Source organism: Arthrobacter sp. 10N44_2 (assembly GCF_056394385.1).
The window spans coordinates 306,373-328,987 of record NZ_JBFTHT010000003.1 but is presented as its reverse complement, the minus strand read 5'-3'; the positions used below and the strand labels follow the sequence as shown (position 1 = coordinate 328,987).

The following is a 22,615-nucleotide window of genomic DNA, read 5'->3' as shown; positions in this document are numbered from 1 at the left end:
TGCCCGGGACCGTTTTCATTGTGACCCCAGCGGGATTCGAACCCGCGTTACCGCCGTGAGAGGGCAGCGTACTAGGCCGCTATACGATGGGGCCGCGTACTTCCTGAACAGCATTTCTGCCATTCAAGCCAAATGATTGTTTCATACATTTGGCCGCCGTTTCAAATCGGACCAGCCGATTCAAAACTTCCGAATTTCAGCGGAAACCCGCGGAACTTCAGAGCTGGGATACCAGGACTCGAACCTAGAATGACGGTACCAGAAACCGTAGTGTTGCCAATTACACCATATCCCAAAGGCACTTTTGCTCCGGATGTTTGGGCCTAAACCCTCGCTCCCGGCGCCTCAGCACGAGTAATTACTTTACCCGAGAGTTTTCACTTCCACAAATCGGGCGCACGGCGGCGGGATCGGGCCGCCGGGGCGGGCCGCGCGCGGCGTCGATGGCGGCAATACCCGCGCCAGCCCTTGCCAATCCGGCGGAAACACGTTTACGCTCGGTAAGTTACCAACGAGTAACCACCCCTCCCCCACTCCGTTGCGGGCAGCTTTGCGCTCATTTTCCGGTGTTAGCTGCGTCACAGCTGCTGGGGTGGCCGACAGCAGAGCCGCTGCCGGCGGGAACGTCGAGAGGAATCATGTGCCACAGAGTCGTGCCGCTATCAGCAAGACCCTGACCCGTGCGCAGCAAATCGCCATCGCCACCCTGGCATTGCTGCTCATGGCCCTGCTGGGGTTCTATACCCTCGTCACGGGCCGCATCACGGACGGTTCGGCCAAGCTCAAGGACGGGGCCGCGCAGGCGTCCGCCGGAGCCGGCCAGCTGGACGACGGCGCCGGGAAACTCGCCAACGGCGCCAGCCTGGCCGATACCGGGGCCGGAAAACTTTCCGCGGGGGCGGAAAAGATCTCCTCGGGCATCAGCACCCAGCTGGCACCCGGGGCGGACAAGCTCCAGGCCGGTGCCGGCCAGTTGGCCGAAGGTGCCGTCAAGATCGAAGCCGAGGTCACCAGCAAGCTGGCCCCCGGCGTCTACAAAGTCGACGACGGTGCGCAGAAGCTCGCGGCGGGGGCCGTGCAGCTTTCGGCCGCGCTGACGCCGACGCCGGCGGGCAACGCAGAGAACAACCTCGCCGACGGGGCCACCCGGCTCGACGGCGGCGCTGCCCGGCTGGCCGGCGGCACGGACCAGCTCAAGGGCTACCGCGGTGCCAACGGCAATCCGGAGGCCGGAACCGGGACCGCGGCCCTGGCTCAGGCGCTGGAACTGCTGGAGGCGGCGGCGGATGACCCGGTCAAGGGGCTCGTTCCGCTTTCGGTGGTGAAGGACAAGATCGCCAAGATCACCGCGGGCGCGCACAAGCTCGACGCCGGTGCCAGCCAGCTGCAGGCCGGCGCGCAGCGGCTGCAGGACGGCGCGGGCCAGCTGAACGCAGGAACGGGCAAGCTCAAGGCCGGATTCGCGACGCTGGCCGGGAAGCTCAACAGCCAGGACCCCGGCAGCCCGGGCGTGGTGCTTGGCACCCGGCTTCTGGCCGACGGCACGTCCAAGATCCGGGTCGGGATGGACGGGGTCCCCGGCGACCCCGAGCACCCGGGCCTGCTCAAGGCCGCCGCCCGGATGACCGAGGGCAGCTCTCGCCTGGCCGACGGAACCGTGGCCCTGAACGCCGGGATCAAGGGCAATCCGGCCGATCCTGCCAACCCCGGCCTGCTGGGCGGCTCCCAGGCCCTGGCTTCCGGCGCCTCAGAACTCTCGGCCGGCAGCACCAGGCTGGCGTCCGGCTCCTCGCAGCTGGCCACGGGGGCGGACAAGCTCGCGGACGGCAACGCCCGGATTGCCGATGGCACCGGCACGCTGTATTCCGGAGCTGCCTCGGTGTCGCCCACCAGCTTGCTCCGGCAGTCCGACGCCGCCACGGCACTGGGACTCGTCGCAGTGCTGGCCCTTGGCGCCGTTGGCGCCTTCCTGGCGCTGCGGAAGAGGCAGGCCGGACCACGGTAACTTCCGGTGCCGGTTGCAGCGCCGGTTGCGGCGCCCGTTACAGCGGGGGTTGCGCCAGCAGGTCCAGCAGGGAGCCGACCTCGCGGCCCAGGAAGCCCGGGGCCGGTTCCCCGCCGCGGTTCAGCCAGACGCCGAGGAGGCCGGCCGCCGTCGAACCTTCCGCATCGAGCAGCCGGTTGTCACCGACGTACAGCGTTTGGCCGGGACCCGTACCGATCCGCCGGACACCCTCGAGGTAGATCGCCGGGTCCGGCTTTGCGGCGCCAACGGTGTCGGTGCCAACCAGAACGGTAATCCGTTCCAGCCCGGCCGCATCCAGCTTCACTCGCTGATAGTCGTGGACGTTGTTGCTCACGGCGCCGTAGGGAATGCCGGCCGCGTCCAGGGCGTCCAGCAGGGGCCCGACGTCGTCGAACGCCCGGATGTAGCCGTGCTGGCGGCTCGCGTAGGAACTCACCCAGTGGTGGGCCTGTTCGCCGTCGGCAAGTTCGACGCCGAAGTACCCCAGCGCCGCCCGGCCGCGGAGCAGGCGCTGTTCATTGAACGTGATCTCGCCGGCCAGGTAGCGGTCGTAGAAATGGGTGGTCTCGCGGGTGAAGATCCGCCCGAACCTCTCCCACCCGGCCTCGTCCAGGCCGGGCAGGAGGTGCTCGCTGACGTCGCGGAGGGCCGCCGTCATGGCGAATTCGAGGTCCACGAGGGTGTCATCGATGTCGAACAGAACCCCCTGGACAGCGCCGCCGTCCAGGCCCGCTGCCAGCATGTCAGCCGCGGAAAGCGCGCAGGCGGGCCAGGGAGGAATCCTTGCCCAGGATGACCATGGACTCGAACAGCGGCGGGGAGATCCGCCGGCCCGAGACAGCCGTGCGGACCGGGCCGAACGCCAGGCGCGGCTTGACGCCGAGGCCTTCCACGAGGGCTTCCTTCAGGGCGGCCTGGATGTTCTCGGCCGTCCAGTCGGCAACGGGCTCCAGGGCGGCCAGGGCGGCGTCGAGCACCTCGGTGAGGTTCTCCGGCAGGCCCTTTCGGGCGTCGTCGGCGACGTCGATGGCGTCGTCGGCTTTGAACAGGAACGCGATCATTTCGGGGGCCTCGCCCAGCAGGGAGATGCGCTCCTGGATCAGCGGTGCGGCCTCGGCCAGGATCTCCTCATCGCGGTCCGTGAGGCTCTCCCCCACGAAGCCGGCGGCCTGCAGGTAGGGCACCAGGCGGCCGCGGAAGTCCTCGGCGCCGAGCATGCGGATGTGGGTGCCGTTGATGGCTTCGGCCTTCTTGATGTCGAAGCGTGCCGGGTTGGCCAGCACGTCGTTGACGTCGAAGTGCTCGATCAGCTGATCGACGGTGAAGATGTCCTCGTCGGCGGAGAGGCTCCAGCCGAGCAGGGACAGGTAGTTCAGCAGGCCCTCGGGGATGAAGCCGCGGTCCCGGAGCAGGAACAGGTTGGACTGGGGGTCGCGCTTGGAGAGCTTCTTGTTGCCCTCGCCCATGACGTACGGCAGGTGGCCGAAGGCCGGCATGTAGCTGGCGACGCCGATGTCCATCAGCGCCTGGATCAGCACCACCTGACGGGGCGTGGAGGAGAGCAGGTCCTCGCCGCGGAGCACGTGGGTGATGCCCATGAGGGCGTCGTCCACCGGGTTGACCAGGGTGTAGAGCGGGGAGCCGTCGGCGCGGACAATGACGTAGTCCGGGATGCTGCCGGCCTTGAAGGTGATCTCGCCGCGGACCATGTCCGTGAACGTGACGTCCTCGTCGGGCATCCGCACGCGCAGCACAGGCTGGCGGCCCTCGGCCTTGAACGCGGCGAGCTGGTCCTCGGAGAGTTCGCGGTCGAAGTTGTCGTAGCCGAGCTTCGGGTCGCGGCCGGCGGCGCGGTGGCGGGCTTCAACTTCTTCCGGCGAGGAGTAGCACTCGTAGGCGTAACCGGCGTCGATCAGCTTGGCCACGACGTCCTTGTAGAGGTCCAGGCGCTGCGACTGGCGGTAGGGCTCGTGCGGGCCGCCGACTTCCACGCCCTCTTCCCAGGTGATGCCGAGCCATTTGAGGGCCTCGAGCAGCTGCTGGTAGCTCTCCTCCGAGTCGCGGGCCGCGTCCGTGTCCTCGATCCGGAACACAAAGGTGCCCTTCGTGTGCCGGGCGTGGGCCCAGTTGAACAGGGCGGTGCGGATCAGGCCGACGTGCGGGGTCCCCGTGGGTGACGGGCAGAACCGGACACGGACCGGGGTGTCAGCGGTGACTTCACCGGTGGAGGCAGCAAGGGCGGAGCTGGGAGCAGTAGTCATAGTGGTACCAACATTACCAATCTCTACAACCGCCACTTGTCCGGATTTCCGCTGCGGAAACGGACAGCCGCCCCGTGGATCCACGGGGCGGCTGTCTGAAATCGGCGCGAAGAACCGTTAGCGGCGGACCACCGGGTTGGAGAGCCTTCCGATGCCCTCGATCTCGACCTCGTAGCGGTCGCCTGCCTGCACGGAGCCGACGCCGGCCGGGGTACCGGTCATGATGACGTCGCCGGGCAGCAGGGTGAAGGCCTGCGAGACGATGGAGACGAGCTCCCGGACGCCGCGGATCATCTGGTTGGTGCTGCCGTCCTGGCGCAGTTCGCCATTGAGCCGGCCCTGGATCTGCAGGTCCTCGGTGTCGAGCTCGGTCTCGATCCACGGCCCGAGCGGGGCCGAGGTGTCGAAGCCCTTGGCCCGGGCCCACTGCAGGTCCGTCTTCTGGACGTCGCGGGCGGTGAGGTCGTTGCCGCAGGTGTAGCCGAAGATCACATCATCGACCCGGTCCTCGGGCACGTCCTTGCAGATCCGGCCAATGACGACGCACAGCTCGGCCTCGAAGGAGACGTCCTCGGAGAACTCCGGCAGGACAATGGGATCGTTGGGCCCGATCACGGACGTGTTGGGCTTGAGGAACAGCAGCGGCTGTGCCGGGACCTCGTTGCCGAGTTCCCGGGCGTGCTCCGCGAAGTTGCGGCCAACCCCGATCACCTTGCTGCGCGGGATGATCGGCGCCAGCAGGCGGACGTCCTCCAGCTTGTGCTTCATGGGGGTTCGTTCCACGCCGTGGAAGAAGGGGTCGCCCTTGATGACAGTGACTTCCTCACTGCCGGGCTCACCTTCCACGATGCCGTAGAGGGGATCAGAATCGACTACAAACCGGGCGATACGCATGGTTCCTAGCCTACCGTCCCCTCGGTGCGCAGGTAGTCCAGCTGCGCTGCGACGGAGAGCTCCGCGGCGCGGCGGACGGAGGGGTCGACGTCGGCGTACACGGCGTCCGTGACGGCGCGGACATCGGCGTCGGCGCCCAGTGCCGCGAGGGCTGCCCGGACCTGTCCGAGCCGGCCCCGCCGGTGGTCCCGGTAGGCGCGGGCGACGGCGTCCAGGGCCGGCAGCACCGGGCCGTGGGCCGGCAGCACCGTGGCTGGCCCAAGGCGTTCGAGCCGGTCCAGCGAGTCGAGGTAGTCCCGGAGGGTGCCGTCGGGGTAGTCCAGCACCGTGGTTCCGGAGCCCAGAATCGTGTCCCCGGTCAGCACCGAGCCGTGCGGGCCGTCCTGCGGCAGGTGGAAGCACAGCGAATCCGAAGTGTGGCCCGGCGTCGCCAGAACCCGGATGTCAGTTCCGGCCGCCCGGATGGTTTCGCCGTCCTGCAGCGGGGGTGCACCGTGGCAGTGGGCGGGGTCCGCGGCCCGGACCGGTGCGCCCGTCAAGGCCGAAAACCTCTCGGCGGCCGCGGTATGGTCTGCGTGCCGGTGCGTGATCAGGATGAGTTCGACCGGTCCCTCGCCGGCCAGCGCCTGAAGGTGCGGCCCGTCGAGGGGCCCGGGGTCGACGGCGACCCTTGCCGCCGCCCCCGGGGCGGCAATGAGATAGGAGTTGGTTCCATCCAGGCTCATGGGGCCCGGATTCGGGGCGAGGCGGAACCGGGTCAGCTCACTGCTGCGGACAATGCCGCGGGATGTCTCGGAGGTCACGGACCCATCCTTGCATTGAATCGGGCGCCGTTGGCCCCAGCCCGGGACCACAGACGCCGACGGCGGCCCTCACCCGAAGGTGGGGACCGCCGTCGTGCACTAAGACGTTCTGTGGCTAGGCCAGCCGGGTCAGCCAGCCGTGGGTGTCCTCCACGGTGCCGGTCTGGATCCCGAGCAGCTGGGCGCGGATGGCCAGGGTGGTCTCCCCCGCCTTGGCGTCCTCGGAGCCGATGAACTCGGTGGCGTCCTTGAGCACACCGATGGGGGTGATGACCGCGGCGGTGCCGCAGGCGAAGACCTCGGCAATGTCTCCGGAGGAAACACCGTCGCGCCACTCATCCAGGGTGATCTTGCGTTCGGTGACTTCCCGGCCCATGTCCCGGGCCACCTGGATCACGGACATCCGGGTGATCCCTTCCAGGATGGTGCCGGAGAGCGCGGGGGTGACGAGCGAGCCGTCCTTCATGACGAAGAAGACGTTCATGCCGCCGAGTTCCTCGACGGCGTTGTCGTTGAACTGGTCCAGGAAGAGGACCTGCTTGCAGCCGTTGGCCTCGGCCTCCTGCTGGGCGATCAGCGAGGCAGCGTAGTTGCCGCCGCACTTGGCGGCGCCTGTTCCGCCGCGGCCGGCGCGGGCGTATTCGCGCGAGATCCAGATGGAGACGGGCTTGAGTTCGCCGCCGAAGTAGTTGCCGGCCGGGGAGGCGATCACGCGGAAGGAGACCTCGCGGGCTGCCCGCACGCCCAGGAACGCCTCGGTGGCGATCATGAAGGGCCGCAGGTACAGGGCTTCGCCGTCGCCGGCGGGGACCCAGTCCTTGTCTGCCGCGACGAGCTCGCGGATGGCGCCGAGGAAGTATTCTTCCGGGAGTTCGGGCAGGGCCAGGCGCCGGGCAGACTTGTTCAGCCGGGCGGCGTTGGCCTCGGGCCGGAACGTCCAGACCGAGCCGTCGGCGTGGCGGTAGGCCTTGAGGCCCTCGAAGATCTCCTGGCCGTAGTGCAGCACGGCGGCGGACGGGTCGAGGGAAATCGGGCCGTAGGGCTCAACGCGCGCGTCGTGCCAGCCGCCGTTGCCGGCGGCGTCGACGCTGTAGTCCACAATCGCGGTGTGGTCGGTGAAATAGTCGCCGAATCCCGGGTTTGCCAGGATGGCGGCACGCTCTTCAGCAGACTTCGGGGTCTCCGACAGGTGCTGGGTGAATTCGACGCCATGGGCAGTCTGAGTCATGGTTCCTCCACGATCGGCTGCCTGGTGTGGGAACGTGGTTCACCCTCGGACCACGGCAGCATATTGGTGATTCGAAACAAGCTTACGCCCGTTGGCAGCACGGTTTTGCGGCGTCTGCGGCGCCTGCCGTGCAGGAAATGCAGCCGGGGCCTACAGCGCCGCCGCGATGGCGTCGCCGATCGCGCTGGTGGTGCGGACGGCGCCGTCGCGGGCTTCGACGTCGGCCGTGACGGCCGCCTCGATCTTCCGGGCAGCGGTGGCGAAGCCGAGGTGGTCGAGCAGGAGCGCCGCGGAGAGGATGGCGGCGGTGGGGTCGGCCTTCTGCTGGCCGGCGATGTCCGGGGCGGACCCGTGGACCGGTTCGAACATGGACGGCGCGGTACGGTCCATGTTGAGGTTGCCGGAGGCGGCGAGGCCGATCCCGCCGGTCACGGCCGCCGCGAGGTCTGTGATGATGTCGCCGAACAGGTTGTCGGTGACGATCACGTCGAAGCGGGCCGGATCGGTGACCATGAAAATCGTGGCGGCGTCGACGTGGAGGTAGTCGTGCGTGACGTCGGGGAACTCCTGGGCCACGGCCTCGACCGTGCGCTTCCAGAGCTGGCCGGCGAAGACCAGGACGTTGTGCTTGTGCACCAGGGTGAGCTTCTTGCGGGGGCGGTCGTTGGCCCGGCGGAACGCGTCGCGGACCACGCGCTCCACGCCGTGGGCGGTGTTCAGGGACACCTCGGTGGCCACCTCGTGGGGGGTGCCGGCGCGGAGTGTGCCGCCGTTGCCCACGTAGGGGCCCTCGGTGCCTTCGCGGACCACGATGAAGTCGATCTCGCCGGGGTTCGCGAGCGGGCTGCCGACGCCGGTGTACAGGCGGGAGGGCCGCAGGTTGACGAAGTGGTCCAGGCTGAAGCGCAGCTTCAGCAGGAGCTCGCGCTCGATGATGCCGGAGGGGATCCGGGTGTCGCCGGGGGCCGCGCCGACGGCGCCGAACAAGATGGCGTCGCGGGTGCGGAGGTCGGCGAGGGTGGCCGCGGGGAGGGTCTCCCCCGTCGCGAGCCAGTGCTCCGCCCCCAGCTTGTAGTGGGTCTGCTGGAGCACGATCCCTTCTGCGGCCGCGGCCTTTTCAAGGACCTTCAGGGCTTCGGCGGTGACCTCCGGGCCGATGCCGTCGCCCGGGATGACTGCCAGATCAATCGTGGATGCGCTCATATTTTCAGCGTAGCCAAGTGATCCACATTCTGGTCAAGTTGTCTCACTATTCGATCACCCCTACCGACGCTCCCTCACTTTCGGCAGGAAAAGACGAAACGCTCCCGCACTTCCTGCGGCAAAAAGCGAAACGCTCCCGCACTTCCGAACGGAAGTGCGGGAGCGTCACTCGAAACGCCGCCGGATCTGCGGGGGCGTCAGGGCCGCAGGGGCTCAGGCTTCGGCGGGTTCCTCGTACTTCGGGAACACCGGGGCCGGGGCGGGCAGTTCCGTGCCGGCGGCGATCGGCGTGCCCAGGGCCGAGAACTGGCGGGCCGCGCCCTCGGGCTGGCCGAGCGTGTGCAGGATCGCCGCCGTCGCCACCGGCATGACCGGCTGGGCCAGGATCGCGACGATCCGCAGCACCTCGAGCGTCACGTAGAGCACCGTGTTCATGCGTTCGACGTCGGTCTTGCGCAGCACCCACGGGGCTTGCTCGGCGAAGTAGGCGTTGGTGTGCCCCAGGACAGCCCAGATGGCCTCCAGTGCGCGGCTGAACTCCTGCTTCTCGAAGGCGGCCCGGGCGGCGTCAAGCAGTCCGTTGGCCTGGGCCAGAATCGCGGTGTCCTCGGCGGAAAATGCGCCGGGCGCGGGCACGCGGCCCTCGCAGTTCTTGGCCACCATGGACAGCGACCGCTGGGCCAGGTTGCCGAAGTTGTTGGCGAGGTCGGAGTTCATCCGGCCCACGATTGCCTCGTGGTTGTAGTTGCCGTCGGCGCCGAAGGGGACCTCGCGCAGGAAGAAGTAGCGCACCTGGTCCAGGCCGTACTGGGCCACGAAGTCCGCGGGGGCCACCACGTTGCCGAGCGACTTGGACATCTTGACGCCGTTGTTCTGCAGGAAGCCGTGGATCATGATCCGCTTCGGCAGCTCCAGTCCGGCGCTCATGAGGAACGCCGGCCAGTAGATGGCGTGGAAGCGGGAGATGTCCTTGCCGATCACGTGGACGTCGGCCGGCCAGAACTTCTTGAAGGAGTCCGAGTCGACGTCCGGGTAGCCGACGCCGGTCAGGTAGTTGGTCAGCGCATCGACCCACACGTACATGACGTGCTTGTCGTTGCCGGGCACGGGAACGCCCCAGTCGAACGTGGTGCGGCTGATGGACAGGTCCTCCAGACCGCGCCGGACGAAGCTGATGACCTCGTTGAACCGGGACTGCGGGGCACCGAATTCCGGGTGGGCCTCGTAGAGCGCCAGCAGTTTGTCCTGATAGGCGGAGAGCCGGAAGAAGTAGCTCTCCTCGGCCGTCCAGGTGACCTCGGTGTCGGATTCGCGTGAGTAGCGGATCCCGTCGTCCTTGACCACGGTCTCGTCCTCGACGTAGAACGCCTCGTCGCGGACCGAGTACCAGCCTTCGTACTTGGACAGGTAGATGTCCCCGTTGGCTTCCATCTTCTTCCAGATGGCCTGCGACGCCGCGTAGTGGTCGGCGTCCGTGGTGCGGATGAAACGGTCGTAGGAGACCCCCAGGGCCGCGTGCGCCGCCTTGTAGATCTCGGCGTTCCGGTCCACCAGATCCTTGGGCGCCAGCCCTTCCTTCTCGGCGGTCTGGGCGATCTTCATGCCGTGCTCGTCAGTTCCGGTCAGGAAGAAGACGTCGTACCCGTCCAGGCGCTTGAACCGGGCCATCGCATCGGTGGCGATGTACTCGTACGCATGGCCGATGTGCGGCACCCCGTTGGGGTACGTGATGGCCGTGGTGATGTAGAACGGGGTCTTGTCAGTTGAAGTCACGGTCTAAATCTAGATCAGTTCTGTGAGGGTATCGCTCTGGCGGACCAGTTCGTGGTCATGTGAAGCCACCAGCACGGCAATGCCGTCCGAGGTGGTGTCCTTGAGGATGCTGATGATGCGGTTGGCCGCGGCCCGGTCCAGGCTGGCCGTGGGCTCGTCGACCACCAGGACGCGGGTGCCGAGGATGAGCGCCCGGGCGATCGCGACGCGCTGGCGTTCACCGCCGGAAAGCTGCGCCGGACGGTGGCGCATGCGCCGGCCCAGGCCCACGAGGTCCAGGAGGTCCTTGGCCATGTCGCGGCGCTTCTCGACCTCGCCGTCCGGCACGGCGGGCAGCAGGACGTTCTCGAGCGCGCTCATCCCGTCGATCAGCGCACCGCCCTGGTCGACGTAGCCGATCAGGGCCCGGCGGCGGTCGGCGATCTCGTCGTCGCCCATGGTCTCGAGCGAGTCGCCTTCCCAGAACACCCGGCCCGACGTCGGCAGGGTCAGTCCCGCGCCGACGGTCAGGATGCTGGTCTTGCCCGAGCCGGAGCGGCCCGCGACGCAGTGCATTTCGCCGGCGTGCAGGGTCATGTTGAAGTCGTCCACGACGTTGACGGCCTCGGCACCGCCCTTGCCGCCGCCGTAGTGGATGGTGATGTTGCTCAGTTCCAGCGGGGTGGCGTGGTCCGTGGCCTTCACGATCGTGTTGGCGCGGGTCTTGTGCGCACCGCGACGGGTGCTGGCGGTCATCCGGTCGTGTGCCTCCCGGTCAAGGTTCAGCTCGTTAGTCATTGGACCACTTTCGTTGCAATCGGAATCCAGCAAAGTACAGCTACGAGACCGGCAATTGCGGCCCACAGCGCGGCGTAGGGGGCCAGGAGGAGGCCGATGCCGAGGGCGCCCACAACACCCAGCGGCAGCGCGACGGTTCCCACCATGGCGTTTTCAAAGAAGCGGACCTGGCCCAGCATGTCAGGGTTCCAGCCCATGGCCCGCAGCGTGCCCAGGTACTGGCGCTTGGCCTGCAGCTCGAAGCGGCCGGTGACCATGGTCAGCAGCAGCCCGACGGCAACACCGGACACGCCCAGGATGATGCTGGGCAGGGCGATGCTGGCCGCGGCCAGCCCGCTGAGGGCGCTGGCGCCGGCGGCCCGCGGAATGTCGATCAGCAGGGCGACGAGTCCGCCGACGGCCGCGGCGAAGACACCGACGGCAACGGCCAGCGAGATGGTGTTGAACTTGTTGGTGCTCAGCTGCCGGTTGGCGAAGGTCAGCGGGGAATCGACCGCGATGAGCCGTTCATCGTGTTGCGGCTCCTGGTCCACGACGTCGCGGTGGCGCAGCTGCTGCGCCGCGATGAACGCGGCACCGGCGTACAGCACCAGGACCGACGCCGAGACCACCGCGGTGGCGGTGCTCCAGCTGATCAGGCTCAGGACGATTCCGACGACGGCCAGCAGCGCGGCGCCGACGCCGAATTCGGCCAGCACCCAGGAACGGATCTTGCGCTGGGTCCAGCCCATGGCGCGCAGGGTACCGGCCTCGCTGCGCCGTTTGCGGATGTAGCTGACGGTGGAGGCACCGGTCAGGAGGGCAGCACCGCAGAGGGTCAGGAACAGCAGGGTCAGGTTCGTGGCGGTCAGCGAGCCGGACACGGCGTCCGCGGCGTCCTGGCGGACCCACGACTGCTGCACGGTGCCCAGCGGCGATTCCTTGCCGGCGTCGTCCTTGGAGTAGCCGGGAACGGCGATGCTGGCGTCTTCGCGGGCCGAACCGGCCACCACAGTGGCCTGCAGGCCCATGTCGCGGATCTCGTTGGCGAGCTTCTCCACCTCGGGCTGCGCCTGCTTCCAGCTGCCCGGGACCTTGGCGCGGACCCGGACGGCGTCGATCACGTTGGCGTTCGCATCGTAGCCGCGGGCGGCGGCGAGGCCGTAGTAGTCGGTGATGGCTCCGGCGGACTGGCTGACCAGGCCCGTGGCGCTCAGCGACGGCTTGAGTTCGGTGTTGACGTCCTTGCCGGACGCGTCTTTGGTCAGGGTGAACGGCGCGGGGTCATAGCCGCCCAGGGGCAGCCGGTTGACGTCGCCGGCAGCTTCCTTCACGTTCGCGGCGTCGAAGGTGCCGTAGACCATGGCCAGCGGCGTGGCCAGCTTCTTGCCGGTTTCGAGGTTCTGGCGGTACGAGCGCTCGTCTACAGGTTCGCGTTGGGTCTGGTCGACGGATTCGCCGTTGGCGGCCTTGTCCGGCAGCCGGTTCACGGTGACCCAGTCACCGGGCGTGGCGCTCTTGTCAACGGCGCCGTTGGCGGCGGTTTCGCCGTCCTTGTATGTCGGGGCGGCGGCGAAGTTGGTGGTCCAGGTGGCCGGGTTGTAGAGGCCCTGGCCGAAGGATCCGGTGTCGCCCATGAGCTGGGAGAGGTCCTTGGACCCGGGCCAGGCGAGGGCGAACGGGGACTTGGAAACGAACGGCAGGTAGTCCTTGTCCAGCGAGCGGGTCACGGTGCCGACGTCCTTGGTGACGTTGCCGGAGTCGTCGATTTCCTCGATTTTGACCGAGTATTTCAGGTCCAGGGCGGTGCCCGAGCGCACGATCAGCGGGATGGCCTGCGAATCGTCGGTGAGCTGGCCGTCGCGCTTGGCCTGCTGGTACTGGGTCATCAGCGGTGCCCAGTACTTGAGCTTGACACCGAGGAAGTCCGGGCCTTCCTTGAGTTCGTCCATGCTGATGCCGTTGGTGAAGAGGCTCTCGAAGTGCCGGCCGATCGCGCCGGCGTTGCGGGCGTCCGCGGGCGGCGCCTTCTCCAGCGGGGACAGGAAGTCACCGGCCGTGCCGAGCAGCGCGCGTTCGGAGACGGGGTCGACGGCGACGACGGACTCGGTCACCTGCGGGGCCATCGGCAGGGAAACGGAGAGGTTGAAGAGGTTGTGCTCGGAGCCGCCGGCCGGGGTGGGGAACTTGATGCCGGTCTCGCCCTCCGGGCCCTGGATGCGGACGTTCTTGCCGCCGTCGACCTGTTCCTCGACCAGCTTCGCCTTTCCGAGGGAGCCCTCGGCCGTGGTCTTGAACAGGGTCTGGTCGGAGTGGCCGTCGGAGCTGACGGCGCTGGCCGTGAGGCGGTATTTCTTTGGCGTGTCGCTCAGTACCGATTCCGCGGCCGGCCACTTGCTCGGATCCGTGGCGGTCGGGTCGCCGGAGGTGCCCGCGAGGCCCGCGTTGAAGCCCAGGTAGTCGGTGGCGTCCAGCCGCGGCGACTCCAGGTTCTGCGTCACACGCGAGACCAGGCTGATGGGGGCGGCCACAGAGGTGCCGGAGAGCTTGCGGATGGAATCCAGCTGCTCGAAGCTGATGCCGCCCTGGCCGGTGGCGATGTCCGGCTGCATCAGGCCGCCGTTATCCTTCGCCTTGGCCTGCACCAGGACGTCATAGAGCCCCCGGGAGTTTTGGTCCACGGTCCTGCTCAGCGCCGCCTGGGACTGACCCTGGACGAGCACGGACAGGCACATGGCCACGATCAAAATGGACGCGGTCAGCAAAAGCACTCTGCTTCTGATGAACCTCTGGACGGCGTTCATTGGGCTCCTGAAAGCTGGATTGCGTGCGCACGCCGCAGTTCATTTCCTGAGGAAGTGAAGGCGTCCCGTGCCGGGCGTGCAAAAGTAAAGGCCGGTCTGCCGGCCAAGACCCGAAATTCGGTCCTAGCCATTGTACGCAGACCGGCCGGCCTCTCGTGGCCGCCAGCGGCGGTCATGCCGCCGCCGGGACCACGCGGGGAGGATTTCAGTCCTCGAGGTCAACCTCGCGGACCATGTCAGCGCCGATCCCGGCCTTGATCGCGTCAAGGACCTGCTGGGGAACGGAGCTGTCGATGGTCAGCAGGGCCAGCACCTGGCCGCCTTCCGTCTGGCGTGCCACCTGCATGCCGGCGATGTTGATGTTGTTCATGCCCAGGATGTGGCCGATCGTGCCGATCACGCCAGGGCGGTCCGAGTAGGCAACCACCACGAGGTGTTCGCTGATCGGGATTTCCACCTCGTAGCCGTTGACGCCGACCAGTTTCTGGATCTGCTTCGGGCCCGTCAGGGTTCCGGCGACGGAGATCTGGCTGCCGTCGCTGAGGGCGCCGCGCAGGGTCAGGACGTTGCGGTACGACTCGGTGTCCGGCGTGGTGATGAGGCGGACGTTGATGCCGCGCTGCTCGGCGATGACGGGTGCGTTGACGTAGGAGACCTGCTCGGTCACGACGTCGGCGAAGATGCCCTTGAGCGCCGCGAGTTCCAGGACCTTGACATCGAGCGAGGAGATCTCGCCGGCCACCTCGACGTCGAACTGGGTGAGGGAGGCATGGGTCAGCGCGGTGAAGATGCGGCCCAGCTTTTCCATCAGCGGGATGCCGGGGCGGACGTCCGGTGCGATGACACCGCCGGCGACGTTGACGGCGTCGGGGACCAGTTCGCCGGCCAGGGCCAGGCGGACGGACTTGGCGACGGAGACGCCGGCCTTCTCCTGGGCCTCGTCGGTGGAGGCGCCCAGGTGCGGGGTCACCACGACGTTGTCGAGTTTGAAGAACGGCAGGTCGGTGCTGGGTTCCTTGGAGAAGACGTCGACGCCGGCGCCGGCGATGTCACCGGCCTGCAGCGCGGTGTAGAGGGCTTCCTCGTCCACCAGGCCGCCGCGGGCGACGTTGACGACGTACGCCGTGCTCTTCATCTTCTTGAACGCCTCGGCGCCGAGCATGCCGACGGTTTCCGGGGTCTTGGGCATGTGGATGGTGATGAAGTCCGACTGGGCCAGGAGCTCGTCGAGCGTCACCAGCTGCACGCCGAGCTGGGCGGCCCGGGCGGAGGTGATGTAGGGGTCGTACGCGAGGATCTTGGTGTCGAAGCCCTTCAGGCGGGCCGCGACCAGGGCGCCGATCCGGCCCAGGCCGATGATGCCGATCTTCTTCTCGAAGAGCTCGATGCCGGTGTACTTGGAGCGCTTCCACTCCCCGTCCTTGAGGGCGGAGCTGGCCTGCGGGATGTGGCGGGCGAGGCTCAGGATGTGCCCGACGGTCAGTTCGGCGGCGGAGACGATGTTGGAGGTCGGCGCGTTGACCACCATGACCCCGGCCTGGGTGGCCGCCTTGATGTCCACGTTGTCCAGGCCGACGCCGGCGCGGGCGATGACCTTGAGGTTCTTGGCGGCGGCGATGGCCTCGGCGTCCAGCTGGGTGGCGGAGCGGACCAGGATCGCGTCGACGTCGGCGATCGCGGAGAGCAGCTGGGAACGGTCGGAGCCGTCAGTCTGGCGGATTTCAAAGTCCGGGCCGAGGGCCTCGACTGTGGCGGGCGAAAGTTCCTCAGCGAGGAGTACGACAGGTTTGGTGCTTGTCACCGGTGACCTCTTTAGCTCTCTTGTGTATCTGGTGGGGATTTTGGTGAATCGGGTGGTGCGGGTGGTGCTGGACAGCAGGGAAGCCGGACCCCAGGATGTGGTGTCCGGCTCCCCTGCCGGGCAATGCCTAGCGCGCGACTGTTCCTTCGGTGTAGTCGTCTTCGTTCTTGATCCAGGAGAACAGCTTGCGCAGTTCGCGGCCGGTGGCCTCGATCGGGTGGTCCTCACCCTTCTTGCGCAGCGCCTTGAACTCCGGCGCGCCGGCGTCCTGGTCGTCGATGAAGCGCTTGGCGAAGGTGCCGTCCTGGATGTCCGCGAGGACAGCCTTCATGTTTTCCTTCACCTGCGGGGTGATGACGCGGGGGCCGGAGACGTAGTCGCCGTATTCCGCGGTGTCCGAGACGCTCCAGCGCTGCTTGGCGATGCCGCCCTCGACCATGAGATCGACGATCAGCTTGAGCTCGTGCAGCACCTCGAAGTAGGCGACCTCGGGCTTGTAGCCAGCCTCGGTGAGGGTTTCGAAGCCGTACTGGATCAGCTGCGAGGCGCCGCCGCAGAGGACAGCCTGCTCGCCGAAGAGGTCGGTTTCGGTCTCTTCGGTGAAGGTGGTCTCGATGACGCCCGCACGGGTGCCGCCGATCGCCTTGGCGTAGGACAGGGCCAGTTCCTTAGCCTTGCCGGACGGGTTCTGTTCGACGGCGATCAGGTCCGGCACGCCGCGGCCGGCTTCGAACTCGCGGCGCACGATGTGGCCCGGGCCCTTGGGGGCGACGAGGGCGACGTCGACGTCGGCCGGGGGCTGGATGTAGCCGTAGCGGATGTTGAAGCCGTGGCCGAAGAACAGGGCGTCGCCCGGCTGCAGGTTCGGGGCGATGTCCTCGGCGTACACGTGGCGCTGGACCTGGTCCGGGGTCAGGACCATGATGAGGTCGGCCTCGGCGACGGCGTCGGCAACGTTCAGGACCCGCAGGCCCTCGGCCTCGGCCTTGGCGCGGGACTTCGAGCCTTCCTTCAGGCCGACGCGGACGTCAACGCCGGAATCGCGGAGGCTGAGGGCGTGGGCGTGGCCCTGGGAGCCGTAACCGATGACGGCGACGGTGCGGCCCTGGATGATCGACAGGTCGGCGTCGTCGTCGTAAAACATTTCAGTCACTGGGGTGTCTCCTTTTGAGTGGATTCTTCGTAGATATTGTCTGTGGTGCTGCGGTACAACGGGGCGGCTCCGGCGGTGTTACGCGCTGCGGAGGGCCCTGTCACTCATGGAGCGGGATCCCCGCCCAACGGCCAGGGTGCCGGACTGCACGATTTCGCGGATGCCGAAAGGCTCCAGCACTGACAAGAGTGCCGTGAGCTTCTCGGGGTGGCCCGTTGCCTCAATGACCACCGACTCTGTGGAGACGTCGACCACTGAAGCGCGGAACAGGTCTGCAGCCTGGGTGACCTGCAGGCGTGTTGCGGCATCCGCACGTACCTTGACCAGGATGTGGTCACGCTGTACGGAAGATTCGGAGGTGAGCTCGACGATCTTGATCACGTTGACCAGCTTGTTCAGCTGCTTCGTGACCTGTTCGATCAGCTCGCCATCGGCGTCGACCACCACGGTCATCCGGGACATGCCCGGGACCTCGGTGGGGCCGACGGCCAGGGAATTGATGTTGAAGGCCCGGCGGGCGAAGAGGCTGGCGACGCGGGTCAGCACACCGGGCTTGTCTTCGACCAGAACGGACAATGTGTGGCGGGTCATGTTCAGTCCTCCTCTTCCCATTCCGGGGTCATGTTGCGGGCAACCTGGATCTGGTCGTTGCTGACCCCCGCGGGGACCATCGGCCACACCATCGAGTTGGGGCTCACGACGAAGTCGATGACCACCGGGCGGTCATTGATCTCCAGTGCCTTCTGGATGGTCGCGTCGATGTCCTCGTCGCGTTCGCACCGGAAGGCAGCGCAGCCGTAGGCGTCCGCCAGCTTGACGAAGTCCGGGATGCGGACCGTGTCATGTCCGGTGTTGAGGTCGGTGTTGGAGTAGCGGCCCTCGTAGAAGAGGGTCTGCCACTGCCGGACCATGCCCAGGGAGGAGTTGTTGATGATGGCGACCTTGATGGGGATCTTGTTGATCGCGCAGGTGGCCAGTTCCTGGTTGGTCATCTGGAAGCAGCCGTCGCCGTCGATCGCCCAGACCACGCGGTCCGGTTCGCCCACCTTGGCGCCCATGGCCGCCGGCACGGCGTAGCCCATGGTGCCGGCGCCGCCGGAGTTGAGCCAGGCGTGCGGGCGTTCGTACTTGATGAACTGTGAGGCCCACATCTGGTGCTGTCCGACGCCGGCGACATAGACGCCCTCGGGACCGGTCAGGGCGCCGATGCGTTCGATGACGCGCTGCGGGGCGCTGAGGCCGTCCTCGGGTTCGGTCCAGCCGAGCGGGTAGGTTTCCTTGAGGTTGTTAAGGAAGGCCCACCAGGTGGTCAGGTCCGGGGTGCCGAAGGCTTCGAACTGCAGGCGCAGGGCCTCGGTCAGCTCCGGGATGATCTCCTTGACCGAGCCGACAATCGGGACGTCGGCCGTGCGGTTCTTGGAGATTTCCGCCGGATCGATGTCGGCGTGGATGACCTTGGCGTTCGGGGCGAAGGACTTCAGGATGCCGGTCACGCGGTCATCGAACCGCGCGCCCAGGGTGATCAGCAGGTCCGACTGCTGCAGGGCTGTCACGGCGGAAACCGTGCCGTGCATGCCCGGCATGCCCACGTGCTGCGGGTGCGAGTCCGGGAACACGCCCCGGGCCATCAGGGTGGTGACCACGGGGGCGCCGGTCAGCTCGGCCAGTTCACGCAGCTCGGCCGAGGCGTGGGCCTTGACCACTCCGCCGCCGACGTAGAGCACGGGCTTGCTGGCACCGGAAATGAGCCGGGCGGCCTCGCGGACCTGCTTGCTGTGGCCGCGCACCACCGGCCGGTATCCCGGGAGATCGATCTTGGGCGGCCAGGAGAACGTCATCTGGCCCTGCTGGGCGTCCTTGGCGACGTCCACGAGGACCGGGCCCGGGCGTCCGGTGGACGCCAGGTGGAACGCCTCGGCCATCACATGCGGAATGTCGTTGGGGTCCGTGACCAGGAAGGAGTGCTTCGTGATCGGCATGGTGATCCCGACGATGTCCGCTTCCTGGAAGGCGTCGGTGCCGATCACCCCGCTGGAGACCTGGCCGGTAATGGCCACTATCGGCACGGAGTCCATGTGGGCGTCCATGATGGCGGTAACGAGGTTGGTGGCACCCGGGCCCGAGGTGGCGATGCAGACGCCAACCCGTCCGGTAACCATGGCGTAGCCTTGCGCGGCGTGGCCGGCTCCCTGTTCGTGACGGACCAGAACGTGGTTCATTTTGGAAGCCATCAAGGGGTCGTAGGTGGGCAGGATCGCGCCACCGGGCAAACCGAAAATGTCCTGGACGCCGAGTTCTTCGAGCGAGCGGACAATTGCTTGCGAACCGGTCATGACCGTCGGGGGTACGACGTTGTTCGGTCCGAGGACAGGAGAGACGGCAGCAGAGTCGACGCCGGCGTCAGCCGGACGTTCGACGCGTTCCGGAGCCTTGTGGGCTCCAGTGGACTTGGTGGCCATCAGCGAGGGGCTGATCGGCGATCCTTTGCTCATCGGACTCTTCCTTTGTGGATCTTCGGTGATCGTGGAACTACTGGATTGTTCTGGTGGTGCGGCTGGTGAAGCGGGAAATAAAAAAACCCCTCAGCCGGCGGGCTCTTCGAGGGGTTGCGCGTGACGGTTCTTTACCAGTGAAGGCTAATGAGCCACGCGCTTGGTAAGTACGACGGAAACACCTGCAGCGCTCTCGACTGCAGTGCACTCAAATTCAGTGACTCCGGCTGTAACGATCTCGATCATGCGTTCAGTTTTCCCTCTGAGTGAGACGGGTGTCAACGAGCCCGGCCCGTGTCTCACTATTTGGACAACGGTGTCCACTGGTTGGGACCATCGTTTTCCCTTGGAGAGCCTGCAGCCATCGGCGGCAGGCGGGAATCTCCTACCCCGAACACCCGGCGCGGACGCCGTGCGTTCGGGGCCCCTCGGAGCTTCCCGTATTAAGCCTGGTCACCCAGGCCCGGAGGATCAGCCGCAATACGCGCCCGTGGAGGCGCTGTGGACGAGCTTGGCGTACTTGGCGAGCACACCCTTCGTGAACTTGGCCGGGAGCGGCTCCCAGCCGACCTTGCGGGCCTCGAGCTCGGCGCCGTCGACCAGGAGGTCGAAGGTGCGGGCCGCGATGTCCACGCGGATCCGGTCGCCGTCCTTGACGAACGCGATGGGGCCGCCGTCGACGGCTTCCGGCGCGACGTGGCCGATGCACAGGCCGGTGGTTCCGCCGGAGAACCGTCCGTCGGTCAGCAGCAGGACGTCCTTGCCCAGGCCCGCGCCCTTGATGGCGCCGGTGATGGCGAGCATCTCGCGCATGCCGGGGCCGCCCTTGGGGCCTTCGTAGCGGATCACGACGACGTCGCCCTTGTGGATCTCACCCTTGTCCAGGGCATCGAGCGCGCCCTGTTCGCGTTCGAACACGCGGGCCGTGCCCTCGAAGACGTCGGCGTCGAAGCCGGCGCTCTTGACGACAGCTCCTTCCGGGGCCATCGAGCCGTGCAGGATGGTGATGCCGCCGGTCTTGTGGATCGGGTTGTCCAGTGCGCGCAGGATCTTGCCGTCCAGGTCCGGCGGGTTGATCGCGGCGAGGTTCTCGGCCACGGTCTTGCCGGTGACGGTGAGGCAGTCACCGTGCAGCAGGCCGGCGTCGAGCAGTGCCTTCATGATCACCGGCACGCCGCCGATCTTGTCGACGTCGGTCATGACGTAGCGGCCGAACGGCTTGAGGTCGCCCAGGTGCGGGATCTTGTCGCCAATCCGGTTGAAGTCCTCCAGCGTCAGCTCCACCTCGGCTTCGCGGGCGATCGCGAGCAGGTGCAGCACGGCGTTGGTGGAACCGCCAAAGGCCATCGTGACGGCGATGGCGTTCTCGAACGCCTTGCGCGTCATGATGTCGCGGGCGGTGATGCCCAGGCGCAGGAGGTTGACCACGGCTTCGCCGGACTTGTGCGCAAAGGCGTCGCGGCGGCGGTCCGCGGAGGGCGGTGCGGCCGAGCCTGGCAGGGACATGCCCAGGGCCTCGCCGATGCAGGCCATGGTGTTGGCGGTGTACATGCCGCCGCAGGCGCCCTCGCCCGGGCAGATGGCCTTTTCGATGCGGTCCAGGTCCTCGCGGCTCATCTTGCCGGCGGCGCACGCGCCGACGGCCTCGAACGCGTCGATGAGGGTGACTTCCTTTTCGGAGCCGTCCTCGAGCTTGACCCAGCCGGGCATGATGGAGCCGGCGTAGAGGAACACGGCGGCCAGGTCCAGGCGGGCCGCGGCCATCAGCATGCCGGGCAGCGACTTGTCGCAGCCGGCCAGGAGCACAGAGCCGTCGATCCGCTCGGCCTGCATGACCGTCTCGACGGAGTCGGCGATGACTTCGCGGGAGACCAGGGAGAAGTGCATGCCCTCGTGGCCCATGGAGATGCCGTCCGAGACGGAGATGGTGCCGAACTGCATGGGGAACCCGCCGCCGGCGTGGACGCCTTCCTTGGCGCCCTGGGCGAGCCGGTTCAACGAAAGGTTGCAGGGGGTGATCTCGTTCCACGAGCTCGCCACGCCGATCTGCGGCTTGGCGAAGTCGTCGTCGCCCATGCCGACCGCCCGGAACATGCCGCGCGCGGGGGCGGCGTGGATTCCATCGGTAACGACCCGGCTGCGGGGCTTGATGTCCGGCTTGGTGTCTGCTGCTGTGTGGGTGTCCTGACTCATGGCTCAAAGTCTAGGGCTCTGCTACAGGCGCCAACGACCCAAGAACGGAGCGTTAAGCGGAAAACCGGGAATATTTCGATCAAATAGTGGACTCTCGTCTCACATCATGAAACCGGGACCCGATTTGACCTAGGCCTGGTGAGCCGTGTCACGCAGTTCCGGGGCCTCGGCGACACCTTGGGCCTCGGCCTTGAGCATCGCCAGGACCTGCTGGATGGTGGTCCGGGCCGCGACGTCCGGACGGGCCAGCGCCACGATGCTCCGGCTGGCCTTCACACCCTCGAGCGGGCGCAGGACGAACCCCCGGCCCTGGTTGCTGACCGCCGTGTACCGCGGCAGCAGGCTCAGCCCGTGCCCGGCGCTGACCAGGGCTTCCAGGACCCGCAAATCCGGGAACTGCTGGGCCCGGACCGCCTGCGAGTCGGCCCGCACCTCGATCTGGCGCAGCACGGTGTCGAAGGGGAATCCCTCCGGGACTCCCATCCACGGAAAGCCGACGACGTCCTCGGCGCACAGTGTGGCTTTGCCGGCCAAAGCGTGCCCGGCCGGCAAAGCCACGTCCAGGGGTTCGTCCAGCAGCGGCACCACTGTCAGGCCCTGGCCGCCGAAGACTTCCGGACCGTCGACACTGTGCGCCAGGACGATGTCGTAGTCCGCGGTCAGCCCGGCGAACCCTGCAACGCCCGGGTCCTCGAAATGCGCCTCGAACCGCAGCCCCTCGACGGCCTTGACCCGGTGCAGCATGCCCGGCAGGAACATCTCCGCGGCGCTGGGAAAGAAGGCTGCCACCACCCGCGTCTGCCAGCCGCGCCGGTACGTGTCGATGGTTGCTTCCGCCCGCGCCATGGCCGTCGACACGTCGGCGGCGGCGCCTGCCATGGCCAGCCCTGCCTCGGTAAGGCGCACTCCCCTGCCGGACTTCTCCACCAGGACGACGCCCAGTTCCTCCTGGAGGGTCTTCAGTTGCTGCGACACTGCAGATGGCGTGACCTTCATGGCCTCGGCCGTGGCGCCTACGGTCCCGCGGCCGGCGAGTTCACGCAGTATCTGCAGTCGCTTGAAATCCATGAGGCGAGGCTACACGCCGGGCCGGGTTTGGTTCCGGTTCCGGGTTGCTCACCGGGCCGGGGACCCGCTCCAGGAATGCCCGGCATTTGGCCGCCGGGAGGGTGGACAGCCGGCTTTGCCCGGACGTAACGTCAAGCATCGGCAACCATGCCTCATGGGC

Annotated in this window: 16 protein-coding genes and 2 tRNA genes; 1 reads left to right on the top strand and 17 read right to left on the bottom strand. The window is 67.4% G+C overall.

Features of this window, described 5'->3' with window-relative positions; translation table 11 throughout:
• Positions 1 to 21 precede the first annotated feature (21 nt).
• Positions 22 to 94, bottom strand: a tRNA-Glu gene (locus tag AC1DBX_RS06000).
• A gap of 129 nt (positions 95 to 223) precedes the next feature.
• Positions 224 to 295 (bottom strand) — tRNA-Gln (locus AC1DBX_RS05995).
• A gap of 345 nt (positions 296 to 640) precedes the next feature.
• Here AC1DBX_RS05995 and AC1DBX_RS05990 point away from each other — a divergent pair.
• Positions 641 to 2,005, top strand: coding sequence for a hypothetical protein (locus tag AC1DBX_RS05990; RefSeq protein WP_476931277.1), 1,365 nt, complete (start codon positions 641 to 643; stop codon positions 2,003 to 2,005).
• Positions 2,006 to 2,042: 37 nt separating this feature from the next.
• On the opposite strand, the gene AC1DBX_RS05985 is transcribed toward AC1DBX_RS05990, so the two are convergent.
• The 15 genes from AC1DBX_RS05985 to AC1DBX_RS05915 all read right to left on the bottom strand — a co-directional run bounded on the left by AC1DBX_RS05985 (position 2,043) and on the right by AC1DBX_RS05915 (position 22,455).
• Positions 2,043 to 2,768: an HAD family hydrolase gene (locus AC1DBX_RS05985; protein WP_476858779.1), complete on the bottom strand. Its 726-nt coding sequence runs from the start codon at positions 2,766 to 2,768 to the stop codon at positions 2,043 to 2,045.
• Position 2,769: 1 nt separating this feature from the next.
• On the bottom strand, positions 2,770 to 4,287 hold the full coding sequence (gene gltX, locus AC1DBX_RS05980; RefSeq protein ID WP_476931276.1) for a glutamate--tRNA ligase: 1,518 nt from the start codon (positions 4,285 to 4,287) through the stop codon (positions 2,770 to 2,772).
• A gap of 117 nt (positions 4,288 to 4,404) precedes the next feature.
• Positions 4,405 to 5,181, bottom strand: coding sequence for a fumarylacetoacetate hydrolase family protein (locus AC1DBX_RS05975; protein ID WP_476857798.1), 777 nt, complete (start codon positions 5,179 to 5,181; stop codon positions 4,405 to 4,407).
• A gap of 5 nt (positions 5,182 to 5,186) precedes the next feature.
• Positions 5,187 to 5,984, bottom strand: coding sequence for an MBL fold metallo-hydrolase (locus tag AC1DBX_RS05970; protein ID WP_476931275.1), 798 nt, complete (start codon positions 5,982 to 5,984; stop codon positions 5,187 to 5,189).
• Between the two features lie 115 nt (positions 5,985 to 6,099).
• A complete protein-coding gene (locus tag AC1DBX_RS05965) occupies positions 6,100 to 7,212 on the bottom strand; it encodes a branched-chain amino acid aminotransferase (RefSeq protein ID WP_476931274.1) in 1,113 nt (370 codons plus the stop codon).
• A 150-nt stretch (positions 7,213 to 7,362) separates the two neighbouring features.
• Entirely contained in the window at positions 7,363 to 8,415 is a 1,053-nt protein-coding gene (locus AC1DBX_RS05960) for a 3-isopropylmalate dehydrogenase (RefSeq protein ID WP_476931273.1), read from the bottom strand.
• Positions 8,416 to 8,628: 213 nt separating this feature from the next.
• On the bottom strand, positions 8,629 to 10,188 hold the full coding sequence (gene metG, locus AC1DBX_RS05955) for a methionine--tRNA ligase (RefSeq protein ID WP_476931272.1): 1,560 nt from the start codon (positions 10,186 to 10,188) through the stop codon (positions 8,629 to 8,631).
• Between the two features lie 9 nt (positions 10,189 to 10,197).
• A complete protein-coding gene (locus tag AC1DBX_RS05950) occupies positions 10,198 to 10,965 on the bottom strand; it encodes an ABC transporter ATP-binding protein (RefSeq protein WP_018773527.1) in 768 nt (255 codons plus the stop codon).
• Positions 10,962 to 13,748 (bottom strand): ABC transporter permease, encoded by a 2,787-nt coding sequence (locus AC1DBX_RS05945; RefSeq protein ID WP_476931271.1) that lies wholly within the window; start codon positions 13,746 to 13,748, stop codon positions 10,962 to 10,964. Before AC1DBX_RS05945 ends, AC1DBX_RS05950 begins: the two co-directional genes overlap by 4 nt.
• 205 nt (positions 13,749 to 13,953) lie before the next feature.
• On the bottom strand, positions 13,954 to 15,549 hold the full coding sequence (serA, locus tag AC1DBX_RS05940; RefSeq protein WP_028277927.1) for a phosphoglycerate dehydrogenase: 1,596 nt from the start codon (positions 15,547 to 15,549) through the stop codon (positions 13,954 to 13,956).
• A 127-nt stretch (positions 15,550 to 15,676) separates the two neighbouring features.
• Positions 15,677 to 16,702, bottom strand: a complete 1,026-nt coding sequence (gene ilvC / locus AC1DBX_RS05935) for a ketol-acid reductoisomerase (RefSeq protein ID WP_026266449.1) — start codon at positions 16,700 to 16,702, stop codon at positions 15,677 to 15,679.
• Positions 16,703 to 16,780: 78 nt separating this feature from the next.
• On the bottom strand, positions 16,781 to 17,293 hold the full coding sequence (ilvN, locus tag AC1DBX_RS05930; protein ID WP_018773531.1) for an acetolactate synthase small subunit: 513 nt from the start codon (positions 17,291 to 17,293) through the stop codon (positions 16,781 to 16,783).
• A gap of 2 nt (positions 17,294 to 17,295) precedes the next feature.
• On the bottom strand, positions 17,296 to 19,194 hold the full coding sequence (locus AC1DBX_RS05925; protein ID WP_028277928.1) for an acetolactate synthase large subunit: 1,899 nt from the start codon (positions 19,192 to 19,194) through the stop codon (positions 17,296 to 17,298).
• A gap of 471 nt (positions 19,195 to 19,665) precedes the next feature.
• The gene (ilvD, locus tag AC1DBX_RS05920) at positions 19,666 to 21,387 is read right to left on the bottom strand and encodes a dihydroxy-acid dehydratase (RefSeq protein ID WP_476857803.1); all 1,722 of its coding nucleotides are present in this window, start codon (positions 21,385 to 21,387) and stop codon (positions 19,666 to 19,668) included.
• 129 nt (positions 21,388 to 21,516) lie between these two features.
• A complete protein-coding gene (locus AC1DBX_RS05915) occupies positions 21,517 to 22,455 on the bottom strand; it encodes a LysR family transcriptional regulator (protein ID WP_230011110.1) in 939 nt (312 codons plus the stop codon).
• Between the last annotated feature and the right edge of the window lie 160 nt (positions 22,456 to 22,615).